This window comes from Streptomyces sp. NPDC025638, assembly GCF_055558775.1.
Genome location: NZ_JBVHLX010000002.1, coordinates 490,986 through 509,749 on the forward strand (window position 1 = coordinate 490,986; position 18,764 = coordinate 509,749).

15 protein-coding genes and 1 pseudogene are annotated in these 18,764 nt (G+C 71.7%); 8 read left to right on the forward strand and 8 right to left on the reverse strand.

Annotation, left to right across the window (positions count from 1 at the left end; translation table 11 throughout):
• Positions 1-5 precede the first annotated feature (5 nt).
• Complete coding sequence (locus ACZ4EG_RS06310; RefSeq protein WP_467789748.1) at positions 6-1,523, reverse strand: IucA/IucC family protein; 1,518 nt, start codon at positions 1,521-1,523, stop codon at positions 6-8.
• A 113-nt stretch (positions 1,524-1,636) separates the two neighbouring features.
• Between ACZ4EG_RS06310 and ACZ4EG_RS06315 the strand changes: the two genes are divergently transcribed.
• Positions 1,637-3,139 (forward strand): IucA/IucC family protein, encoded by a 1,503-nt coding sequence (locus tag ACZ4EG_RS06315; protein ID WP_467789749.1) that lies wholly within the window; start codon positions 1,637-1,639, stop codon positions 3,137-3,139.
• Here ACZ4EG_RS06315 and ACZ4EG_RS06320 read toward each other — a convergent pair.
• From ACZ4EG_RS06320 to ACZ4EG_RS06335, 4 genes are read right to left on the reverse strand one after another with little or no spacing between them, the layout of a single operon-like run.
• Positions 3,103-4,431, reverse strand: coding sequence for an MFS transporter (locus tag ACZ4EG_RS06320; protein WP_467789750.1), 1,329 nt, complete (start codon positions 4,429-4,431; stop codon positions 3,103-3,105). The two genes, ACZ4EG_RS06315 and ACZ4EG_RS06320, sit on opposite strands and share 37 nt — an antisense overlap.
• Positions 4,428-5,639: a type III PLP-dependent enzyme gene (locus ACZ4EG_RS06325; RefSeq protein WP_467789751.1), complete on the reverse strand. Its 1,212-nt coding sequence runs from the start codon at positions 5,637-5,639 to the stop codon at positions 4,428-4,430. The genes ACZ4EG_RS06320 and ACZ4EG_RS06325 overlap by 4 nt, the downstream gene beginning before the upstream one ends.
• A complete protein-coding gene (locus tag ACZ4EG_RS06330; RefSeq protein WP_467789752.1) occupies positions 5,636-7,324 on the reverse strand; it encodes an IucA/IucC family protein in 1,689 nt (562 codons plus the stop codon). Before ACZ4EG_RS06330 ends, ACZ4EG_RS06325 begins: the two co-directional genes overlap by 4 nt.
• Before the next feature lie 36 nt (positions 7,325-7,360).
• Positions 7,361-8,896 (reverse strand): IucA/IucC family protein, encoded by a 1,536-nt coding sequence (locus tag ACZ4EG_RS06335; RefSeq protein ID WP_467789753.1) that lies wholly within the window; start codon positions 8,894-8,896, stop codon positions 7,361-7,363.
• Between the two features lie 474 nt (positions 8,897-9,370).
• Between ACZ4EG_RS06335 and ACZ4EG_RS06340 the strand changes: the two genes are divergently transcribed.
• The 3 genes from ACZ4EG_RS06340 (at position 9,371) to ACZ4EG_RS06350 (ending at position 12,715) form a co-directional block, all read left to right on the forward strand.
• A complete protein-coding gene (locus ACZ4EG_RS06340) occupies positions 9,371-10,132 on the forward strand; it encodes a response regulator transcription factor (protein ID WP_453557514.1) in 762 nt (253 codons plus the stop codon).
• Positions 10,129-11,604 (forward strand): sensor histidine kinase, encoded by a 1,476-nt coding sequence (locus tag ACZ4EG_RS06345; RefSeq protein ID WP_467789754.1) that lies wholly within the window; start codon positions 10,129-10,131, stop codon positions 11,602-11,604. The genes ACZ4EG_RS06340 and ACZ4EG_RS06345 overlap by 4 nt, the downstream gene beginning before the upstream one ends.
• Positions 11,605-11,800: 196 nt before the next feature.
• The gene (locus ACZ4EG_RS06350; protein WP_467789755.1) at positions 11,801-12,715 is read left to right on the forward strand and encodes a HipA family kinase; all 915 of its coding nucleotides are present in this window, start codon (positions 11,801-11,803) and stop codon (positions 12,713-12,715) included.
• Positions 12,716-12,778: 63 nt separating this feature from the next.
• Here ACZ4EG_RS06350 and aceB read toward each other — a convergent pair whose 3' ends face one another.
• Positions 12,779-14,404 (reverse strand): malate synthase A, encoded by a 1,626-nt coding sequence (gene aceB, locus ACZ4EG_RS06355; RefSeq protein ID WP_467789756.1) that lies wholly within the window; start codon positions 14,402-14,404, stop codon positions 12,779-12,781.
• Positions 14,405-14,588: 184 nt separating this feature from the next.
• Complete coding sequence (locus tag ACZ4EG_RS06360) at positions 14,589-15,188, reverse strand: nucleotidyltransferase family protein (protein ID WP_467789757.1); 600 nt, start codon at positions 15,186-15,188, stop codon at positions 14,589-14,591.
• A gap of 170 nt (positions 15,189-15,358) precedes the next feature.
• Between ACZ4EG_RS06360 and ACZ4EG_RS06365 the strand changes: the two genes are divergently transcribed.
• From ACZ4EG_RS06365 to ACZ4EG_RS06375, 3 genes and pseudogenes are all read left to right on the forward strand, one after another.
• Positions 15,359-15,673, forward strand: coding sequence for a DUF5955 family protein (locus ACZ4EG_RS06365; RefSeq protein WP_467789758.1), 315 nt, complete (start codon positions 15,359-15,361; stop codon positions 15,671-15,673).
• Positions 15,674-15,676: 3 nt separating this feature from the next.
• A pseudogene (locus ACZ4EG_RS06370) lies at positions 15,677-15,832 on the forward strand (DUF5955 family protein); the annotation flags it as partial.
• A 103-nt stretch (positions 15,833-15,935) separates the two neighbouring features.
• Positions 15,936-16,070 carry a hypothetical protein gene (locus tag ACZ4EG_RS06375; RefSeq protein WP_467789759.1) on the forward strand — a complete coding sequence of 45 codons (135 nt, stop codon included), beginning with the start codon at positions 15,936-15,938 and terminating at the stop codon, positions 16,068-16,070.
• A gap of 284 nt (positions 16,071-16,354) precedes the next feature.
• Here ACZ4EG_RS06375 and ACZ4EG_RS06380 read toward each other — a convergent pair whose 3' ends face one another.
• The gene (locus ACZ4EG_RS06380) at positions 16,355-17,137 is read right to left on the reverse strand and encodes an IclR family transcriptional regulator (RefSeq protein WP_390707201.1); all 783 of its coding nucleotides are present in this window, start codon (positions 17,135-17,137) and stop codon (positions 16,355-16,357) included.
• A 274-nt stretch (positions 17,138-17,411) separates the two neighbouring features.
• Here ACZ4EG_RS06380 and allB point away from each other — a divergent pair, with 274 nt between their 5' ends.
• Positions 17,412-18,749 (forward strand): allantoinase AllB, encoded by a 1,338-nt coding sequence (gene allB / locus ACZ4EG_RS06385; protein WP_467789760.1) that lies wholly within the window; start codon positions 17,412-17,414, stop codon positions 18,747-18,749.
• Positions 18,750-18,764 lie beyond the last annotated feature (15 nt).

Here is an 18,764-nt window from a genome sequence, read left to right on the forward strand (position 1 = left end):
GGATCCTATTGACCGGAGGTGTCGGGCTCCAAAACGAGCGGGTTCGGCAGACCGAACCACTGGTCGCCGGGAGTCCGCGGCGACAGCCGCATCAGCGTCAACGCCTTGGCGGGCAGCGGCTCTTCGCGCAGAGCCGTCAGATCGGGGGTGCGCGGCAGATCCCGTACGGCGGTCTCCAGGGCCGTGGCGAGGACGGCGCCGGAACCCGCCGCGCCCGCCAGCGCGCCCGCCACCAGGGAGCCGAACAGCTTGCGGCGCAAGGCCGTTTCGTCGTCCGTGACCACGCGGCCCGTCAGAGCGGGCGGAGTGATGCCGTGGCGGGTCAGCCGGGCGGGGCTGACCCGGATGTCGGCCAGATCGCGGTAGACCAGGCGCAGCGGGGCGCCCGTCGCGGACAGCACCACGAGGAGGTTCTGGCCGTGCGCCTCCAGGGCCACGCCCAGTTCGAGCAGCCGCAGACCGACCGTCAGCGCGAGGCGGGTGAAACCGGCCAGCCAGCCGGGGGAGTCCGGCAGGTCCGTGGTGGCCAGGGCGCCCACCGGCAGCACGTACTCGCCCGGCGCCGAGAACCGCTGCGGCGACTCGCGCAGCACGGCCGCCAGATCCGGCGAGTGGGCCGTCACCGCGCCCAGCGTCCGGGTGATGTGCAGCAGCCCGTCCGTGCGCGCCGCCAAATCCTCCGCGAAGGACGACAGGGCCGCGGACATGCCGATCGAGTACTCCGAGATGTCCCGCACCGAGGACGTCAGCCGGGTGCTCAGCGCGGTCTTGACGTGCGTCCCGTCGGGGAGGGCCAGGGTCCGCAGGGACATCAGGGGGTGTGCGGGCAGCGTGCGGTCGACGGGCAGCTTGAGGACGTGCTCCGCCTGCCAGGGGTGCACCTGGATCAGCAGATGCCCGCCCTCGCGCATGTCCTCGGGCCAGGCCCCCGTCAGCAGGCACTCCTCCGGGCGGACCGGGACCGTCCCCAGCTCCACCACGGGCCCGTGCTCCGGGCCGTACGCGAGCTGCTCGGCCACCGAGAAACCGGGCCGGGAACGGCAGTTGGGGTGGAACGGATGCCCGTCGACCACCCGCTGCTCCCACTCCCAGTCCCGCGTCGGCCACTCCTTCGGGCGATCCGGGTGTCCGGCCCGGGACAGCGCCAACGAGGCCGCGCTGTGCCCGAGTTCGGCCGCGAAGCCCGCCGCGTTCGGCACCGCGAGGTCCGTCATCAGACGGGCGGGATCGTCGTACGGCACACCGCCGAGATGCACGGCGGTGACGTACGCGGTGGTCGCGTACGGATCAGCGAGCGGCCCGTGCAGCGCACGGCCGTCGCAGAGCCACAGGGCGAGCCCCCGCGGGCCGCGGACACGGCGGGTGATCCAGGGCAGCGGTTCGTGCGCGAGCGCCCGCCACAGACGGGTCAGCACGGCCGCCCGGGCACCGGGCAGCTCGGCCGCGTACCGGGGCACGAGAGCGGGCCGGATCTCGGCCAGCTCGGCGGCGACCTGCGCCTCGGCGGTGGGGGGACGGTGCACGGACGGGCTCCTCGGGGTACGGGACAGGAAGGTCAACGCCTGCCGGCGACGACAGACATACTGATCGCGGCCGGACCGTGTGGACTGCAGCCGTGTGGACTGCGAGAGAACGAATGGAACGCGTGGACCCCATGCCCCCCAGCGACGAGGTCGGACAGCGTGCCGACGCGTACGCGGTCGCGCCCCTGCTCAACTGTCTGCTGCGGGAGGTGGCCCAGCCGCTCCCGGAGCCCGGGGAGCGGCCGGTGCACCGGCTGCCGGGCGGCGGCCGGCTGCTGCGCGTGCGCGGCGAGCGGCGGCCCATGGAGCCCGAGGTGCACGCGGACGGCGTCTGGCAGCCCCTCGGCCACGCCGATCTGGTCAAGCTGGTCGCGGACGAGCTGCGCCGGCACACCGGGGTGTCGAACGACGAGCTGCCGATCGAGATGGCCGACAGCCGCGACGCGGTCGCCGCGCTGCTCACCGCGCGCGCCGGGGCGACGGCGCCCGACGACCCGTATCTGCGCTCCGAGCAGTCCCTCATCACCGGCCATCCCTACCATCCCGCGCCCAAGGCCCGCGGTGGCGGCCCCGTCACGGGCTGGCTGCCGTACGCCCCCGAGGCGCACGCCCGCTTCCCGCTGGTGCTGCTCGGCGTGCGCGAGGACACCGTCGTCGAGGAGGGCGACACCTCCGCGCTGGACTCCCTCGGCACCGCCCCGCCCGGCTACCGGCTGCTGCCCGCCCACCCCTGGCAGCTCGACCTGGTCGGCCCGGAGCTCGCCCCCGCCTTCGCGGACGGCCGACTGGTGCGGCTGGGCACGACCGCGTTCGAGACCTGGCCGACGGCCGCGATCCGCACCCTGTACGAGCCGCGCCGCGACCTCCACCTGAAATTCAGCCTCGATGTGCGCATCACCAATGACATCCGTCGGCTGTGGCGCCACGACCTGCTGAAACTGCGCCGCACCGACACGGCCGCGACCCGTGCCTTCGCCGAGATCGGCCCGCCCGCCGCCTGGCTGGGCGACCGCGGCTACCGCACCGCGGGCTTCGCCTTCGAGGAACTGGCCGTCCTCGTCCGCGACGGCCTGCGCGGCCGCGTCCTGCCCGGCGCGACACCGCTGCTCGCCGCCGGCCTCGCGGAGGGCTTCGACGGCAACCCGCTCGCCGCGGCCGCCGACCCCGAGGCCTGGTGGGAGGCCTATCTGCGCCAGGTGGTGCCACCGGCCCTGGCGGCCTTCGCGGACCACGGTGTCGTCCTGGAGGCGCATCTGCAGAACTCCCTGATCGCCGTGGACGCCTCCGGCACGCCCGTGCAGGCGCTGTTCCGGGACGCCGAGGGCGTCAAGCTGCTGCCGGACGTCTCCCGGGCCGCCGGGTGGGAGCGGCTGGTGTACACCCTGGTCGTCAACCATCTGACAGAGATCGCCGCGGCCCTGGCCGAGCACCACCGGGGCATCGACCCCTGGCCCGCCGCCCGCCGCGAACTCGCCCGCCACCACCTCCCCGAGATCGCCGCCCTGCTCACCTCGCCCACCCTGCCCGGCAAGACCAACCTGCTGCTGCGCTGGACCGGCGCGGACGGCGCCGACGCCCGTTACCTGCCGCTGCCGAATCCGCTCCGCGGCGGCTGATGGCGGTCCCCTGCCGGTCCGGCCGGTGTGACGGCCGAGCCGGTCACGGAGGCCGGTCTCGTGAGCGGGGGGAGCCGTCGGACGCGCCGTCCGATCAAGGCGGGGAGCGTGAGTGCGCAGGACGCCGAGACGAGGCCGCCCAGGATTGGACCGGAGCGGGCGCCGAAGGCGTCCGACACCAGGCCGACCAGGGGGGCGCCGACAGGGGTGCCGCCGAGGAGGACGAGGAAGTAGACGGACATGACACGACCGCGCAGGCGTGGGTCGGCATGGAGCTGGATCAGTGCGTTGGCGGTGGTGGTCACGGTCACCGCGGCGAAACCGGTGGGGAGCAGCAGGGCCAGGAATGTGCCGTAGCCCGGCATCAGGCCCAGCGCGGCCTCCAGCGCCCCGAAGACGACCGTGGTGGTGATCAGACCTCGGACGCTGGGGGGCTTCCCGCGGCTCGCCCCGTGGATGGCGCCGATGACGCTCCCCATGGCGTAGGCGGCGCAGAGGTAGCCGAAGGCGGCGGCGCCCGAGTGGAAGACCGTGACGGCCACGAGCGAGATGGTGACCTGGAAGTTGAGGCCGAAGGTGCCCACGACGGCGATGAGACAGATCGGCAGGAGCAGCTCCGGGGTGGAGGCGATGTCGTGGAAGGCGTCGCGCAGGCGGGCACGGCCGCGGAGGGACGGGCTGCGGTCGCCCGGCCGGTCCGTGCGGATGGTGATCAGGCCGTAGAGGACGGCCAGGTACGACACGGCGTTCACGAGGAACACGGGGCCCGTGCCGAAGGCGGCGACGGTCAGGCCGGCGAGAGCGGGGCCGAGGACGCGGGCCACGTTGAACTGGGCGGCGTTCAGACTGACCGCGGTGGGCACGCCCTCGTCGGCGACCAGTTCGGAGATGTAGGCGTTGCGGGCGGGGCTGTCCACGGCGGACGCGGTGCCGAGGACGATGGCAAGGGCGTAGACGGACGGCAGGTTCACCGACCCCGTGACGGTCAGCAGTCCGAGCAGGAGGGACTGCACTCCCATGGCCGTCTGGGTCAGGAGCAGCAGCCGCCGCTTGGGGCACCGGTCGGCGAGGACTCCTCCGGCCAGGCCGAACAGGGTCTGCGGCAGGAACTGCAGTGCGGTCACGACACCGACCGCGCTGCCGCTGTTGCCGGTGAGGTGGAGGACGAGCAGGTCCTGGGCCGCCCGCTGCATCCAGGTGCCGATGTTGGAGGTCAGCTGCCCGAGCAGGTAGCGACGGAAGTTCCGGACCGTGAGTACGGACGTCACCGGCATGCCGGAGCCCGCGCTCATGACAGCTGATCGGTGTACGCGTCGCTGACCGGTACCTCGACGTCGTCCACGTGATGGAAGCTCGGGTGGGGGTGCATGAGGAACGCGTGGTGGGAGATGTTCCAGGCGTAGGCGCCGGCCAGGGCGAAGGCGACCCGGTCGCCGACGCGCAGCCGCTCGACCATGACCCCGCGGGCCAGGACGTCCTTGGGCGTGCACAGCTGCCCGACCAGTGTCACCGGCTCGTCACGGGCCTCCGGGCGCTCCCAGGGCCGTGACCAGACGTCGTCGGGGATCACCTCGAAGGGCTGGTCGTGCTGTTTCGCGGCCGGGGTACGCAGATGGTGGGTGCCGCCACGCAGTACGGCGAACGCCTGCCCGCGGCTGAACTTGATGTCCAGGACCTGGGTGACGTACCAGCCGCAGTAGGCGGTGACCGAGCGGCCGGGTTCGATCCGCAGGGTGAGGCGAGGGTGGCGGGCCAGGAGCGGGCGCAGTCCGGCGCCGAAGGCGCGCCAGTCGAACTTCCGCTGCGGACGGTCGTAGTCGACGCCCATCCCGCCTCCGACGTTGACCTCGGTCAGATTGACGGCGCGGTGCCGCGCCCAGTCCTCGGCCCAGGTCAGGACCTCGTCGATCAGGGCCAGTTGGGCGGTGGCCCGGAGTCCGCCGGCCAGATGGAAGTGGAGGCCGCGCAGCCGGATGCGCGGGTCGGAGGCGATCACCGCCAGGCAGTGGCCCAGTTGGGCGGGGTCCATGCCGAAGGGGCTGGGGTGCCCGCCCATCACAAGGGCGACCCGGCCGACGTCGACGGGCAGGTTGACGCGCAGCAGGACGTCCAGGGTCCGGTAGCCCAGCAGGGTGGTGACGAGCCGCAGTTCCTGTTCGCTCTCGATGTGCAGCCGCTCCACTCCGGCGTCCAGTGCCAGAGCCAGCTCCTTCTGCGTCTTGCCGGGGCCTCCGAAGGCGATCGGCGCATCGGGGGCGAGCCCGCGGACATGGCTCAGTTCACCACCGGAGGCCACCTCGAAGCCGTCGACGTGCTCGGCCAGCGTCCGCAGGATCCGGGGGTCGGAGTTGGCCTTGGCCGCGTACAGCAACTCGACCCGTTTCGGCAGTGCGGTCCGGATGGCGTGTACGTGCTCACGCAGCGCCGGGAGGTCGTAGACATAGGCGGGCAGGTCGTCGTCGGTCAGCCGGCCGACGTGTTCGAGCAGTGCGGATCTCACCGGATCACCTCGCGGGGGAAGTCCGCGCCGAGCGGGCTGATCAGGGGGACGTAGGTGGCGTGCCGGTCGGCCTTGCGGACCCAGCGCAGCAGGAGGTTGGCCTTCGCGGGCAGCGGCACCCCCGACAGCAGCGCGCGCAGGCGTGGCGGTTCGGCGGCGGTGCGGGCATAGGCGTCGAGGTGGTCGCGGACCAGGCCCCACAGAGCGGGTTCCAGCGTCGGGTCGAGGTCGGCCAGCGCGCCGAGCACTTCGGCGGTGTGGTTGACCAGGAGGCAGTACGCGACCCGGTTCCAGCCGCGTTCGGGTTCGTAGGTGAGGGGATCGCGGACGTCGTCCGGGAGGTCGCCGAGGGTGCGTTGATGATGCCCGGGCAGGAGCTTGGTGCCTTCCAGGTCGCGGAAGAGCACCTGCACCGGGGTGCCGTCGGCGTCGACACCGACGACGACGTTCTGGAGGTGGGGTTCCAGTACGACGCCGTGTTCGAAGTAGGCGGCCAGTACCGGTGGCAGCAGCAGTCGCAGGTAGGCGTCCCACCAGGCCAGTACGTCCCCGTCGCCGCGGGCGAGCAGATGGGAGACGTGGGCCGCGCTGGACGGGTACTCGTCCGCCACCGCGGCGGCGAGCAGGGGGGTCACCCCTGGACGCAGATGGTGGCGCAGACCGGAGCGGACGATGACGCCGAGGCCCTCCAGAAGCTCGCCGTCGGTGTCGAGGGTGCGGTAGCCCGGCTCTGCCAGGAGTGCGCATCCCGGGTAGCGGCCGGTCAGCTCGGCGAAGACGGGCTGCAGCAGCCGGTTGAGGGAGACGGCGCCGGACAGTTCGTAACTGGCGTGCCTGCGGACGCAGTTGGTGAGACGGACGTTCAGGCTGAACTTCAGGAAGGTGTCGGTCTCCGGGTGGTACAGCGTGCGCACCGATGCGGTCGGCACCAGCTCCGGTCCGTGCGTGCCGGTGTCGACGACATCGCCGGCCGCCATCACCTCGCGCAGCCGGTCGTGGTCCTGGAGGAGCCGGTACTGCCAGGGGTGCACCGGCAGTACCGCGAACCCCGGGCCGGCCGCCGGGCACAGCGCGTCCATCTCGTGCAGTTCACCCTCCTCGCGCACGAGGTGGCGGCGCACGGCCAGGTAGCGCAGACGGAAGCGGGCACCGGTCTCCGGGCCGTACGCCAGCCAGTCCTCCGGTTTGCCGGTGCGGGCCTTGGGAGTGGGGTGGAAACGATGGCCGAACACCAGGGACTGCTCCGACGCCACGTACGGGTCCGCGTGCGGTGTGACCTTCGTCCGCTCCTGCAGCGCGGTGCGGATCGTCTCCCGGCTGTCGGCGACCTGGGCCAGGAACTCCTCGTTGGCGACACCTGTGCGCAGTTCCAGTTCGTCCTGGATGTAGCCGGCCAGCTCCCGCCAGTCCACGGTCGCCCAGGCGTCGTTGTCGAGCCGCTGCACCGGGCCCTGGAAGCGGTGCGCTCCGATCAGCGAGACCCTGCGCAGCCGCGAACGCAGCAGCAGGCCCCGGCGGGGCAGTCGTAGCAGAAGGTGGTCGTCGTCGACCGTCACCTGATGTTCCGGGGCGGACACCTCACGGATCAGGCAGTTGAGCAGCGTGTGGGCGGTGACGGCGTCGGCGGTGTGCAGCGGTTCGCCCGCGGCTGCCGTGACGGTCGGGGTGGCGGTGCCGGTGGTCATACGGTCACTCCAGTGGGACAGCGGTCGGTGTCGGATTCAGCGGCACAGGGCCAGTGGGTTGGGAACCGGCGTCCACTGCGCCTTGCCCGGGTTCTCGGCCAGGCGCATGGCGATGGTCGCCTTCAGCGGCATCGTGTCGCCGAAGAACGCCGTGGCGTCGTCGTGGCCGGGCAGGCCGGCGTACACGCGGCGGCCCACCTCGGCCACCGCGCCCCACAGCGCCCGGGGGTCGGCCGCGCGCGTCCGGCCGAGGACATCGACCAGCTCGCTGAAGACGCCGCTGATCAGGCCGCCGAACAGCTTGGTGCGCAGCGCGTCCGGATCGTCGCCCGCGCGGGTGCCGAGCAGCGGCGGCAGCGTGACACCGCACCGGGCCAGTCGGCGCGGGCCGACCCGCACGCCGTCCAGGTCCCGGTACAGCACCCGCACCGGCCGCCCGTCGCGCAGCACGACCAGGGTGTTCTGACCGTGCGCCTCCAGTGCCACCCCCATGGACAGCAGCGTCAAGGCGGGCGGCAGGACGAGTCCGGCGAAGTCCGTCATCCAGCGCACCGGACTTCCCGAGATCATGGTCGCTCCCGTCGCGTGGACGGCGGTGAGCGGAACCGCGATCTCCCCCGGGCCGAGGTAGCACTCGGTCGACTCCCGGATCATCGCCGCCAGGCTCGCGGAGGGCCGTCCGTCCACGCGCACCGCACCGCCGCCCAGCTCACGCAGGATGCGCAGGCTGTCGCCGTACCCGGCCTTGTCGATGAGGGCCGAGACGAGGTCGGACAGCGGGGGCCCGTCGGCGACCTCGGCCGGGGAGATGGTGCGCCGGTAGTTGGTGACCTGCACGTCGAGGGCCGTCTTGAGGTGGCAGCCCGGCAGGGTGCCCAGCGGTGCCAGGGTGCGCAGCGACAGCAGCGGCCGGGCCGGGATCGTCTCCTCGACGACGGTCAGGCCGGGGTGCCGCGCGAGTACGTGGTCACGCTGCCAGGGGTGCAGCGGAACCAGGATCGTGTCGCCGTCCCGCAGGTGCCGTGGCCAGGTGCCGGAGCCCTGCCAGCGGTCGGCCGGCACGGGGAGCAGCGCCAACCGGACGACCGGGTGGTGCTCGGGAGCGTAGGCGAGCACGTCGGCGATCGACATGCCGGTACGCGTGCGGCAGCAGGGATGCTGCGGGTGGCCGTCGACGACCGTCTGCTCCGCGTCCGCCGAGTCGTGCGGTGCGACCGCCCGGCCCGCGTTCGCGGCCCTGGCCAGGGCCAGGTTGACCACGCTGTTGTCCAGCTCGGCCGCCAGTCGCCGAGCCGCGGGGGTGCGCATGCCCAGCTGCGCCAGCAGCTGCGCCGGTCCGCTGATCGGCCCGTCGGGCCCGGATACGACGAAGTCGTCGGGCACCTCGGCGAACGGCCGCGCGCCGGCCGCGGGCGCCGAGAGTGAGCCGCCCCGCCGCAGCTCGACCACCAGGGCGTCGGACGCGCGGCGCTGCCCGGTCACGCCGGGCAGGGGTTCTCGTGCGAAGGCGCCCCACAGCCGGCCCAGCACGGTTGCCCGTGCTCCCGGGAGCGCGTTCGTGAAGGGTTCCATCAGATCCGGGCGCGTGCGGCGTAGTTCATCAAGGGGCATGGGGTGTCCCAGGTGCTGGTGAGGGCGCTTGTCGTGCGGTGCTCCAGTGGCACCGGCCGTGCAACCGAAGCTAGGCGAAGACGATCAAGCGGACTGCCAGAGCAAGGGCAGCGGGGGATTCCGAAGACCCTCGAAAAAGCGTTTTGCCTCCATGGAATCCAGCCGATTCCGCGGCGTCCGGCTCAATTGACACGATCTGACCCTGGATCAGTTTTCGACTGCTGTCGGGTCGGCCGGCCGAGCGGTCCGCTGCGCGGCCGCGGGTGGCCTCACCCGGCGTTCGAAGGTCTTTGACGCTTTCCTTGCTCCACGCTGTAGATGTGCTGGATGTCGCCGACACGCCGCGTTCCCGTGGTTACTCCATCCGTGGTGAATCCGGTGGACGGCCAAGGAAAGCGCCGCACGCTCAAGCCGAGGTCTGTGAGCCTTTCCGGCATGCGTGTCTTGCTGATCGAGGACGACGACCGGGTGGCCGGACCATTGGTGGAGGGACTGCACCGCTTCGGATTCACCGTGGAGCACGCCAGAACGGGGGCCGACGGCCTCGCCGCGCCGGAGCCGGCGATGGTGCTGCTGGACCTGGGGCTGCCCGACATGGACGGCATCGACGTCTGCCGTGCGCTCAGAACACGCTCGTCGGTGCCGATCATCATGATCACTGCCAGGGACGACGAGGTCGACCGGGTACTCGGTCTGGAGCTGGGCGCCGACGACTACGTCTCGAAGCCGTTCGGTGTACGGGAGCTCGTCGCCCGGATCCGCGCGGTCACCCGCCGCACCCGCCCCGCCGTGCCGGACACGCACCGTCAGGAACCGGGGCTCTCGGACGACGTGACGCCACCCGGGACCTCCGACGTCCAGCGGATCGGCCCGCTGACCATCGACCGCCGTACCCGGCAGGTGCACCTGCACCGCTCTCCCCTCGCCCTCGCGCCCAAGGAGTTCGACCTGCTCGGCTGCCTTGCGGAAGACCCCGGAGCGGTCTGCTCCCGTCGGCAGATTCTCGACACGGCATGGGAACCGAACTTCTTCGGCCCCACCAAGACGCTGGACGTCCACATCGCCGCGCTCCGCCGCAAGCTCGGTGACTCCTCCTGGATCGAGAACATCCGCGGAATCGGCTTCCGCCTGGTCCCCCCGGCTCACGTCGACACCGTTTCCGTGACAGCGCCGGCACGCGGCGGAGCGCCTCGGTGACCCGTCGCATCCTGCTCAGCCATCTGAGCCTCATACTGTTCGTCCTGCTCGCGCTCGAAGTGCCGTTCGGCCTCTTCTACGCCCGCAGCGAGGTGTCCCGCTTCTCCCATTCGGCGCAGCAGGGGGCGATGACGCTCGCCGAGGTCTGCGAGGAGAAGATGGAGCACGGGGTTGCGGGCGACCTTCCCGAACTGGCTCGTGCCTACGGACGGCGAACCGGCAGCCGCGTGCTCGTCGCCGATCACCGGGGCGTCGTCCTCACCGACAGCGCCGCCCTCGCCCCGGTCGGCAAGAATCTGTCCACCGAGCCGGACATCTCCGCCGCGCTGCGCGATCACCCCGTCGTCGGCAGCCGCAGCGCCCCGTCCGCAGGCGGGGACGTCCTCTTCGCCACGGTGCCGGGTGGCTCGGATGCCGACGTCCCCTGTGTCGTGCGGACCGTGTATGCGTTGGGCCCGCTCAAGGCGAAGATCCATGCCACCTGGCTGGCTCTCGGCTTCGTCGGGCTGGGGGTGCTGGCCGCGGTCTTCCTGATCGGCTTCGCGCTCGCCCGCTCGATCACCCGTCCCGTGCGGGCCCTGGAACTGGCGACCGCGCAGCTCGCGGACGGCCGTATCACCGATCCACCGGCCACCGATCACGGACCGCCGGAACTGCGCCGCCTGGCCGCGTTGTTCACCACCACCGCGACCCGGCTTCAGCACCTGCTGCACGCGCAGCAGGCGTTCGCCTCCGAGGTGTCGCACCAACTGAGGACTCCGCTGACCTCACTGCGCCTGCGCCTGGAGAACTTCGAGCCGCACCTCGCCCCGTGCGCCCAGGACAGTCTCGACAAGGCGGTCGGGGAGCTGGAGCGGCTCAGCCGTATGGTGCAGGGGCTGCTCGCGCTCGCCAGGCTGGAGAACTCCGCGATCCGGCCGGAGCCGGTCGAACTCCGCGCCGTCGTCGCCGATCGCGTCGCCATCTGGACGGCCTTCGCCGATGAACAGAAGGTCGACCTCATCGTCTGCGGAGCCACGGCCGTTCGGGTGTGGGCGGCTCCGGGCGCGCTGGAGCAGATCATCGACAACCTGCTCTCCAACGCGCTGCGCGCGTCCCCGCCGGGAACCGCCATCACTCTGGCCGTCATCAACGCCCCGGGGGAAGGGAGCAGGACGGCGCCCGAGACCGAGCTGCACGTGATCGACCAAGGTCCCGGCATGACCGAGTCCGAACGGCGCAGGGCCTTCGACCGGTTCTGGCGGGCCGCCGGTGCCGATCACGACGGCACGGGCCTCGGCCTGCCGATGGTCCGGCAGCTCACCCGCGCCAGCGGTGGCGAGGTCACTCTGGAGACGGCCCCCGGAGGCGGACTCGACGCCGTCGTCCGCCTCCGCCACGCCGAGAGCCACACCCACCGGGAGCGCCCGGGCAACTCGGCGGACACCCCCGACAGCGGGGTGTTCGAGAGGGCGTCGGGAGGAGAGAAGTAGACCCTGACTCCCCGGTACGGACGACTCCGACGACGACAGTGCCGGCAACGGCACGGACGACGATCACGAGGAGGACTGACAGCGGACGATGGCTGCGGCTCCGTTCTCTATGCTCACTTCATACCGGAGCCCGAAAGTAAGCGGCGTCGGAGCTGGGCTTGGAATGCAAGGCACATGATCGGTGGGGTGTTGGAAGATGATGAGAGAGGTCACTGCGACTCGCTACATCGCACCCCTGCGGTCCGGCGGCTCCGTCCCCGGAGTCGTCGAGGCCGACGACCTGGGCACATACGTCGTCAAGTTCACGGGTTCCGCGCAGGGCCGCAAGGCGCTGGTCGCCGAGGTGATCGTGGGCGAGCTCGCGCGGGCGCTGGGGCTGCGGTTCCCCGAGCTGGTCCTGGTGCACTTCGACCCGGCCATCGCCGACGGCGAGCCGCACCAGGAGGTACGGGACCTGCACACCGCGAGCCAGGGCCTCAACCTCGGCATGGACTGTCTGCCGGGCGCGAAGGACTTCACCCCGGAGGTCGCGAAGACCTTCCGGGTCGATCCCCTGGAGGCGGGCCGGATCGTCTGGCTCGACGCGCTCACCGTGAACGTCGACCGCACGGTGCACAGCTCCAACCTGATGGTCTGGCCCACCTTCGGCACCGTGCCCCCGCGCCTGTGGCTGATCGACCACGGCGCCGCCCTCGTCTTCCACCACCGCTGGGACGCGTCGGATCCCGCCAAGGCGTACGACTTCCGCCATCACGCCCTCGGGCACTACACGCCCGACACCCGGGCGGCCGACGCGGAGCTGGCGCCCAAGGTGACGGAGGAACTGCTGCGGGAGATCGTCGCCGAGGTCCCCGACGCCTGGCTGAGGGGCGAAGAGGGGTTCACGACGCCGGACGAGGTGCGCAGGGCGTATGTGGACTACCTCCACGCGCGCGTGCGGGCGTCGGCCGCCTGGCTCCCGACCGACTTCCCCACCCGGGAGGAGCTCGCCGCCGAGGAGGCCCGCCGGGCGGCGAGGACCCAGCAGGGCCGTCCGAACTGGCTCAAGCGGGTTCCCGACCTGCACGGCAAGCCGGCGGCGGAAAAGGACTGGTCGGCGCACCTCCGGTGAAGCGGGCCGTACGCGACCGAGTGGCCCGGGGGAAGTCCTCGGGCCACTCGGAAGGATGAGGTCTCAGCCGGTGAGCTGCTGGTACGCGGGCAGGGTGAGGAAGTCCGCGTAGTCCTCGTCGAGGGCGACCTGGAGCAGCAGATCGTGGGCCTGCTGCCAGTGGCCGGCCGCGAAGGCCTCCTCGCCGGTCTCCTCCCGGATGGCGGCCAGTTCCTCGGCGGCGACCTTGCGGGCCAGCTCGGGAGTCGCCGTCTCGCCGTTCTCGAACTCGACGCCCGCGTTGATCCACTGCCAGATCTGCGAGCGGGAGATCTCGGCGGTGGCCGCGTCCTCCATGAGGTTGAAGATGGCGACCGCGCCGAGGCCGCGCAGCCACGCCTCGATGTAACGGATGCCCACCTGCACGGCGTTGACCAGGCCCGCGTACGTCGGCCTGGCCTCCAGCGAGTCGATCGCGATCAGGTCGGCCGCCTCGACGTGCACGTCCTCGCGCAGCCGGTCCTTCTGGTTCGGCCGGTCGCCGAGGACCTTGTCGAAGGACTCCATGGCGAGCGGGACCAGGTCCGGGTGGGCGACCCAGGAGCCGTCGAAACCGTCGTTCGCCTCGCGGTCCTTGTCCGCCTTGACCTTCTCGAAGGCGACCTTGTTGACCTCCTCGTCGCGGCGGGACGGGATGAACGCCGCCATGCCGCCGATCGCGTGCGCACCGCGCTTGTGGCAGGTGCGGACGAGGAGTTCGGTGTACGCCCGCATGAACGGGGCGGTCATCGTCACGGCGTTGCGGTCCGGCAGGACGAAACGGGGCCCGCCGTCACGGAAGTTCTTGACGATGGAGAACAGGTAGTCCCAGCGGCCCGCGTTCAACCCGGAGGCGTGGTCGCGGAGTTCGTAGAGGATCTCCTCCATCTCGTAGGCGGCCGTGATCGTCTCGATGAGCACGGTGGCGCGGACGGTGCCCTGCGGGAGGCCGAGGTAGTCCTGCGCGAAGACGAACATGTCGTTCCAGAGGCGGGCCTCCAGGTGCGACTCCGTCTTGGGGAGGTAGAAGTACGGCCCCTTGCCGAGGTCGAGCAGACGCCGGGCGTTGTGGAAGAAGTACAGCCCGAAGTCGACGAAGGCGCCGGGGACCTGGGTTCCGTCCGCGTCCACGAGGTGGCGCTCGTTCAGATGCCAGCCGCGGGGACGCATGACGACGGTGGCCAGCTCCTCGTTCGCCTTCAGCGTGTACGACTTCCCGGACCCGGGGTCGGTGAAGTCGATGTTCCGGGTGTACGCGTCGATCAGATTGAGCTGGCCGACGACCACGTTCTCCCAGGTGGGCGCGGAGGCGTCCTCGAAGTCGGCGAGCCAGACGCGCGCGCCCGAGTTCAGGGCGTTGATGGTCATCTTGCGGTCGGTGGGGCCGGTGATCTCGACGCGCCGGTCGTTGAGGGCCTCGGGCGAGGGGGCGACCCGCCAGGAGTCGTCGGCGCGGATCGCGGCGGTCTCCGGGAGGAAGTCGAGCGTGGAGGTGCGGGCGATCTCGGCGCGGCGCTCCGCGCGGCGGGCGAGGAGTTCGTCACGGCGTGGCGTGAACCGCCGGTGCAGCTCGGCCACGAAGGCGAGCGCCGCGTCGGTGAGGACCTCCTCCTGCCGGGGCAGGGGCTCGGCGTCGACGATGGCCAGCGGAGACGGCGCTGGTGCGGACATGAGCTGTCACTTCCTTCAGCGGTGGCACCGGGTGCCACTCGTACCGGGTAGGGCTGAGGACGCCCGGGGAGCGGCAGGGCGCTTCTGAACAGTGGATACTAGTTTCCTCATCGTGGAACTTCAATGGTTTGTTGACATCGAGATTCTCCGGGTCGAGGCAAGGTGGCTCTCGGTGCCATCCCGCTCACTCAAGGTGGATCAGATCCTCGGCGGTGTCGATGTCGTACGGTTCGGCCACGTCGCCGCACTCGACGAGCCGGATCTCCCGCTCGTGCTCCTTCAGATAGGCGCGGGCGCCCCGGTCGCCGGTCGCGGTGCGGGCGATACCGGCCCAGTGGACGGAGCCGAAGAGGACCGGGTGTCCGCGTACGCCGTCGTAGGCGGCGGAGACCAGGGACCTCTCGTCCTCGTGGGCGGCGAGTACCCGGGCGACCGCCTCGGGGCCGATGCCGGGCTGGTCGACCAGCGAGACCAGGGCCGCGCGGGCGCCCGTGCCGGCGAGCGAGTCGAGGCCGGCCCGCAGCGAGGACCCCATTCCCTCGGCCCAGCCGGGGTTGTCCACGAGGACGCAGCCGCTCAGGTCCGCCCGTTCCCGGACCTCGTCGGCCCGGGCGCCCAGCACCACATGGATGCGATCACATCCGGCCGTGCGCAGCACCCCGACCGCGTGCTCCACCAGGGGGCGTCCCCGGTGTTCGAGCAGTGCCTTGGGCCGTCCGCCGAGCCGCCTTCCGCCGCCCGCGGCAAGGAGCAGACCGGCGATCCGGCCTTGGTTGTCCGTCATGTGTCCTGCATACCTGACGCGGGGCGGAGTGCCCGGTTTCGATGGACTGAATTTCGGTCCGCGCAGTGGCGCTCCCCGTACCGGGTGGCGTTTACTGACCCGCGTCGCCCGGCGCCGGACCTACGCCACGGGCACCAGTGCGCACACGACGGCGTGCGAGGGGGAGGGCTGTGTTGCGGAGCTTGGGGCAGAGGTCGGTGACCGGCAGCGACGAGGACCCGAGAGTGGCGGAACTGCGGACCGCGGTGTCCCGGCTGCGCCGCGAACTCGCCGCACACCCGGCCGAGTTCCCCGACCGCTGCATAGCCGAGGACGAACTGGCAGCCCTGGCCGCGATGACCTCCGGCGGCATGCCCGAGATACCCCGCCTGCGCCGCTCCCTGCTCCTGATCGCGGGCGCGATCGGTTCGGTCAGCGCACTGGCACGGGGTTTGTCGGAGGTCCGCAACGCGGTGGACTTGTTCGGCGAACCGCCGCGCGGCTGAAGGGTGTGCGCCGGCTCTGGTCCTGGAGGCATTCCCGGGGACACGGCCTCGGGCGGCATTCCCGGGGTGCCTCGTCTGCGTTGTTCGCTGCTCGTGATCGCGGGCGCGATCGGTTCGGTGAGCGTGCCTGCCCGGGGGTTGTCGAAGGTCCGGGTCGCGGTGGACTGTTCGGGGAACCGCCGCGGCGCTGAGGGGTGCGCTCGGCTCTGGCGCTGGTGGGCGGTGCTGGGGACGAGTCGCCGGCCCCGGCGCGGGGTTGTCGGTGGACCTGTTCGGGAGCCGCACCGAGAACATCCTCGGCGGCAGCCCTGCCCCCGAGCCCGGCGCGGAGCTCGCCACGCCTCTGAAGGCGGTGGCGCACGACTGGTTGCCCGACGGGGCGACCGGCGCGCGGTGATTGCGGCCCCGGGGGCCTGCAGAGAACGTTCACGGCGTCCGCCGCCCTCTTTCTGCGGATGCCGACGCCGACAGGCGACTGGGCGCGCGGGCTGCCGACCGCGGTCCCCCCGGCCAGGCACCGAGAACGGGGACCGGTGGCGGTCGTGCCGCCGACCGCGCCGCTGGCGCGCCCGCAGGAAGGGGTCGGCACGGTCTCGCCGACGCCGGTCGCCTCGCTCGTCGGCGTCGCCGGGAATCGAGAAACCGGACGTTGGCCGCGCAGGGGCCGAACCCCCGGCGGGCTCAGCTTGCCAAGGTCTGGGACAGTTCCGTTGCGATCTGCTGGAGTACCGGCACGATCTTGTCCGTTGCCGATTCCGTGACGCGGCCCGCCGGGCCGGAGATGGAGATGGCGGCGGCCGTGGGGGAGTCCGGCACGGGGACCGCGAGGCAGCGGACGCCGATCTCCTGCTCGTTGTCGTCCACGGCGTACCCGAGGCGGCGCACCTCCTCCAGGGCGGCCAGGAATGCGTCCGGCGTGGTGATCGTCTTCTCCGTCGCGGCCGGCATGCCGGTGCGGGACAGGAGGGCGCGGACCTCGTGGTCGGGGACATGGGCGAGCAGCGCCTTGCCGACGCCCGTGGAGTGCGGCAGAACCCGCCGGCCGACCTCGGTGAACATGCGCATCGAGTGCTTCGACGGCACCTGGGCGACATAGACGACCTCGTCGCCGTCCAGCAGCGCCATGTTCGCCGTCTCCCCGGTCTCCTCGACAAGGCGCGCGAGGTAGGGGCGGGCCCATGTGCCGAGCAGCCGGGACGCCGACTCGCCGAGGCGGATCAGGCGCGGGCCGAGCGCGTACCGCCGGTTGGGCTGCTGACGTACATAGCCGCAGACGACCAGCGTGCGCATCAGCCGATGGATCGTGGGCAACGGCAGCCCGCTGCTCGCGGACAGCTCGCTCAGACCGACCTCGCCGCCCGCGTCGGCCATCCGCTCCAGCAGATCGAAGGCGCGCTCCAGGGACTGGACCCCGCCACCGGCGGACTTGGCGGAGTCGTTGGTGCTGGCGCTGGACGTCGGCACGGCGCGTTCCTTTCGGGACTGGCAGGAAGGGCAGAAGCCTACCCGGCAGTCGGTTGACTCCCTGCTCGTACGTAGCTACGTTCTGCTTGCTGGAATTCTAATTCCGCTCAGTGGAAACGTCCAGAGCAGCGGTGCCGGGTGCACTGGGTAGAAGTGTGCCTCTTGACGGCGCAGGGGTGGGAGTGAAGACTCCTTCAACAGAACGTTGAATTCCCTTACGTGGCAGTACATCCCGTTTCCGGGAAGCGAGACGGCGGCAGAGAGAGGGGTCCGGGTGTCCGACGCTGAACTGGTGCTGCGCTCGACACGCGTCATCACCCCGGAAGGGACGCGGGCCGCCTCGGTCACGGTCTCCGCCGGGAAGATCACGGCCGTACTGCCGTACGACGCCGAGGTACCGTCCGCGGCCCGCCTGGAGGACCTCGGCGACGACGTCCTGCTGCCCGGCCTGGTCGACACCCACGTGCACGTCAACGACCCCGGCCGCACCGAGTGGGAGGGCTTCTGGACCGCCACCCGCGCCGCGGCGGCCGGCGGCATCACCACCCTCGTCGACATGCCCCTCAACTCCCTCCCGCCGACCACGACGGTCGACCACCTGCGTACCAAGCGGCGGGTGGCCGAGGACAAGGCCCATATCGACGTCGGCTTCTGGGGCGGCGCCCTGCCCGACAACGTCAAGGACCTGCGCCCGCTGCACGACGCCGGCGTCCTCGGCTTCAAGGCGTTCCTGTCGCCGTCCGGCGTGGACGAGTTCCCGCACCTCGACCAGGAGCAACTGGCCCGGTCGCTGGCCGAGATCGCCGGTTTCGACGGCCTGCTGATCGTGCACGCCGAGGACCCGCACCACCTGGACGCGGCCCCGCAGCACGGCGGCCCCAAGTACGCCGACTTCCTCGCCTCCCGCCCGCGCGACGCCGAGGACACCGCCATCGCGAGCCTGCTGGCCCAGGCGAAGCGCCTCCACGCGCGCGTGCACGTCCTGCACCTGTCCTCCAGCGACGCACTGCCCCTCATCGCCGCCGCCCGGGCCGAGGGTGTCCGCGTCACGGTGGAGACCTGCCCGCACTATCTGACCCTGACCGCCGAGGAAGTCCCGGACGGTGCCAGCGAGTTCAAGTGCTGCCCGCCCATCCGCGAGGCGGCCAACCAGGACCTGCTCTGGCAGGCGCTGGCGGACGGCACCATCGACTGCGTGGTCACCGACCACTCGCCGTCGACGGCCGACCTCAAGACCGACGACTTCGCCACCGCCTGGGGAGGCATCTCCGGCCTTCAGCTCAGCCTGGCCGCCGTGTGGACCGAGGCACGCCGGCGCGGCCACGGCCTGGAGGACGTCGTCCGCTGGATGTCGACGCGTACGGCGGCCCTGGTGGGCCTGGCCGAGAAGGGCGCCATCGAGGCCGGCCGCGACGCGGACTTCGCCGTCCTCGCCCCCGACGAGACGTTCACGGTCGACCCGGCGGCCCTCCAGCACCGCAACCGCGTGACGGCGTACGCGGGCAAGACCCTGTACGGGGTCGTGAAGTCCACCTGGCTGCGCGGCGAACGCATCGTCGCGGACGGCGAGTTCACCGAGCCGAAGGGCCGACTGCTGACCCGTACCCCCTGATCCCCCGCATCCGCG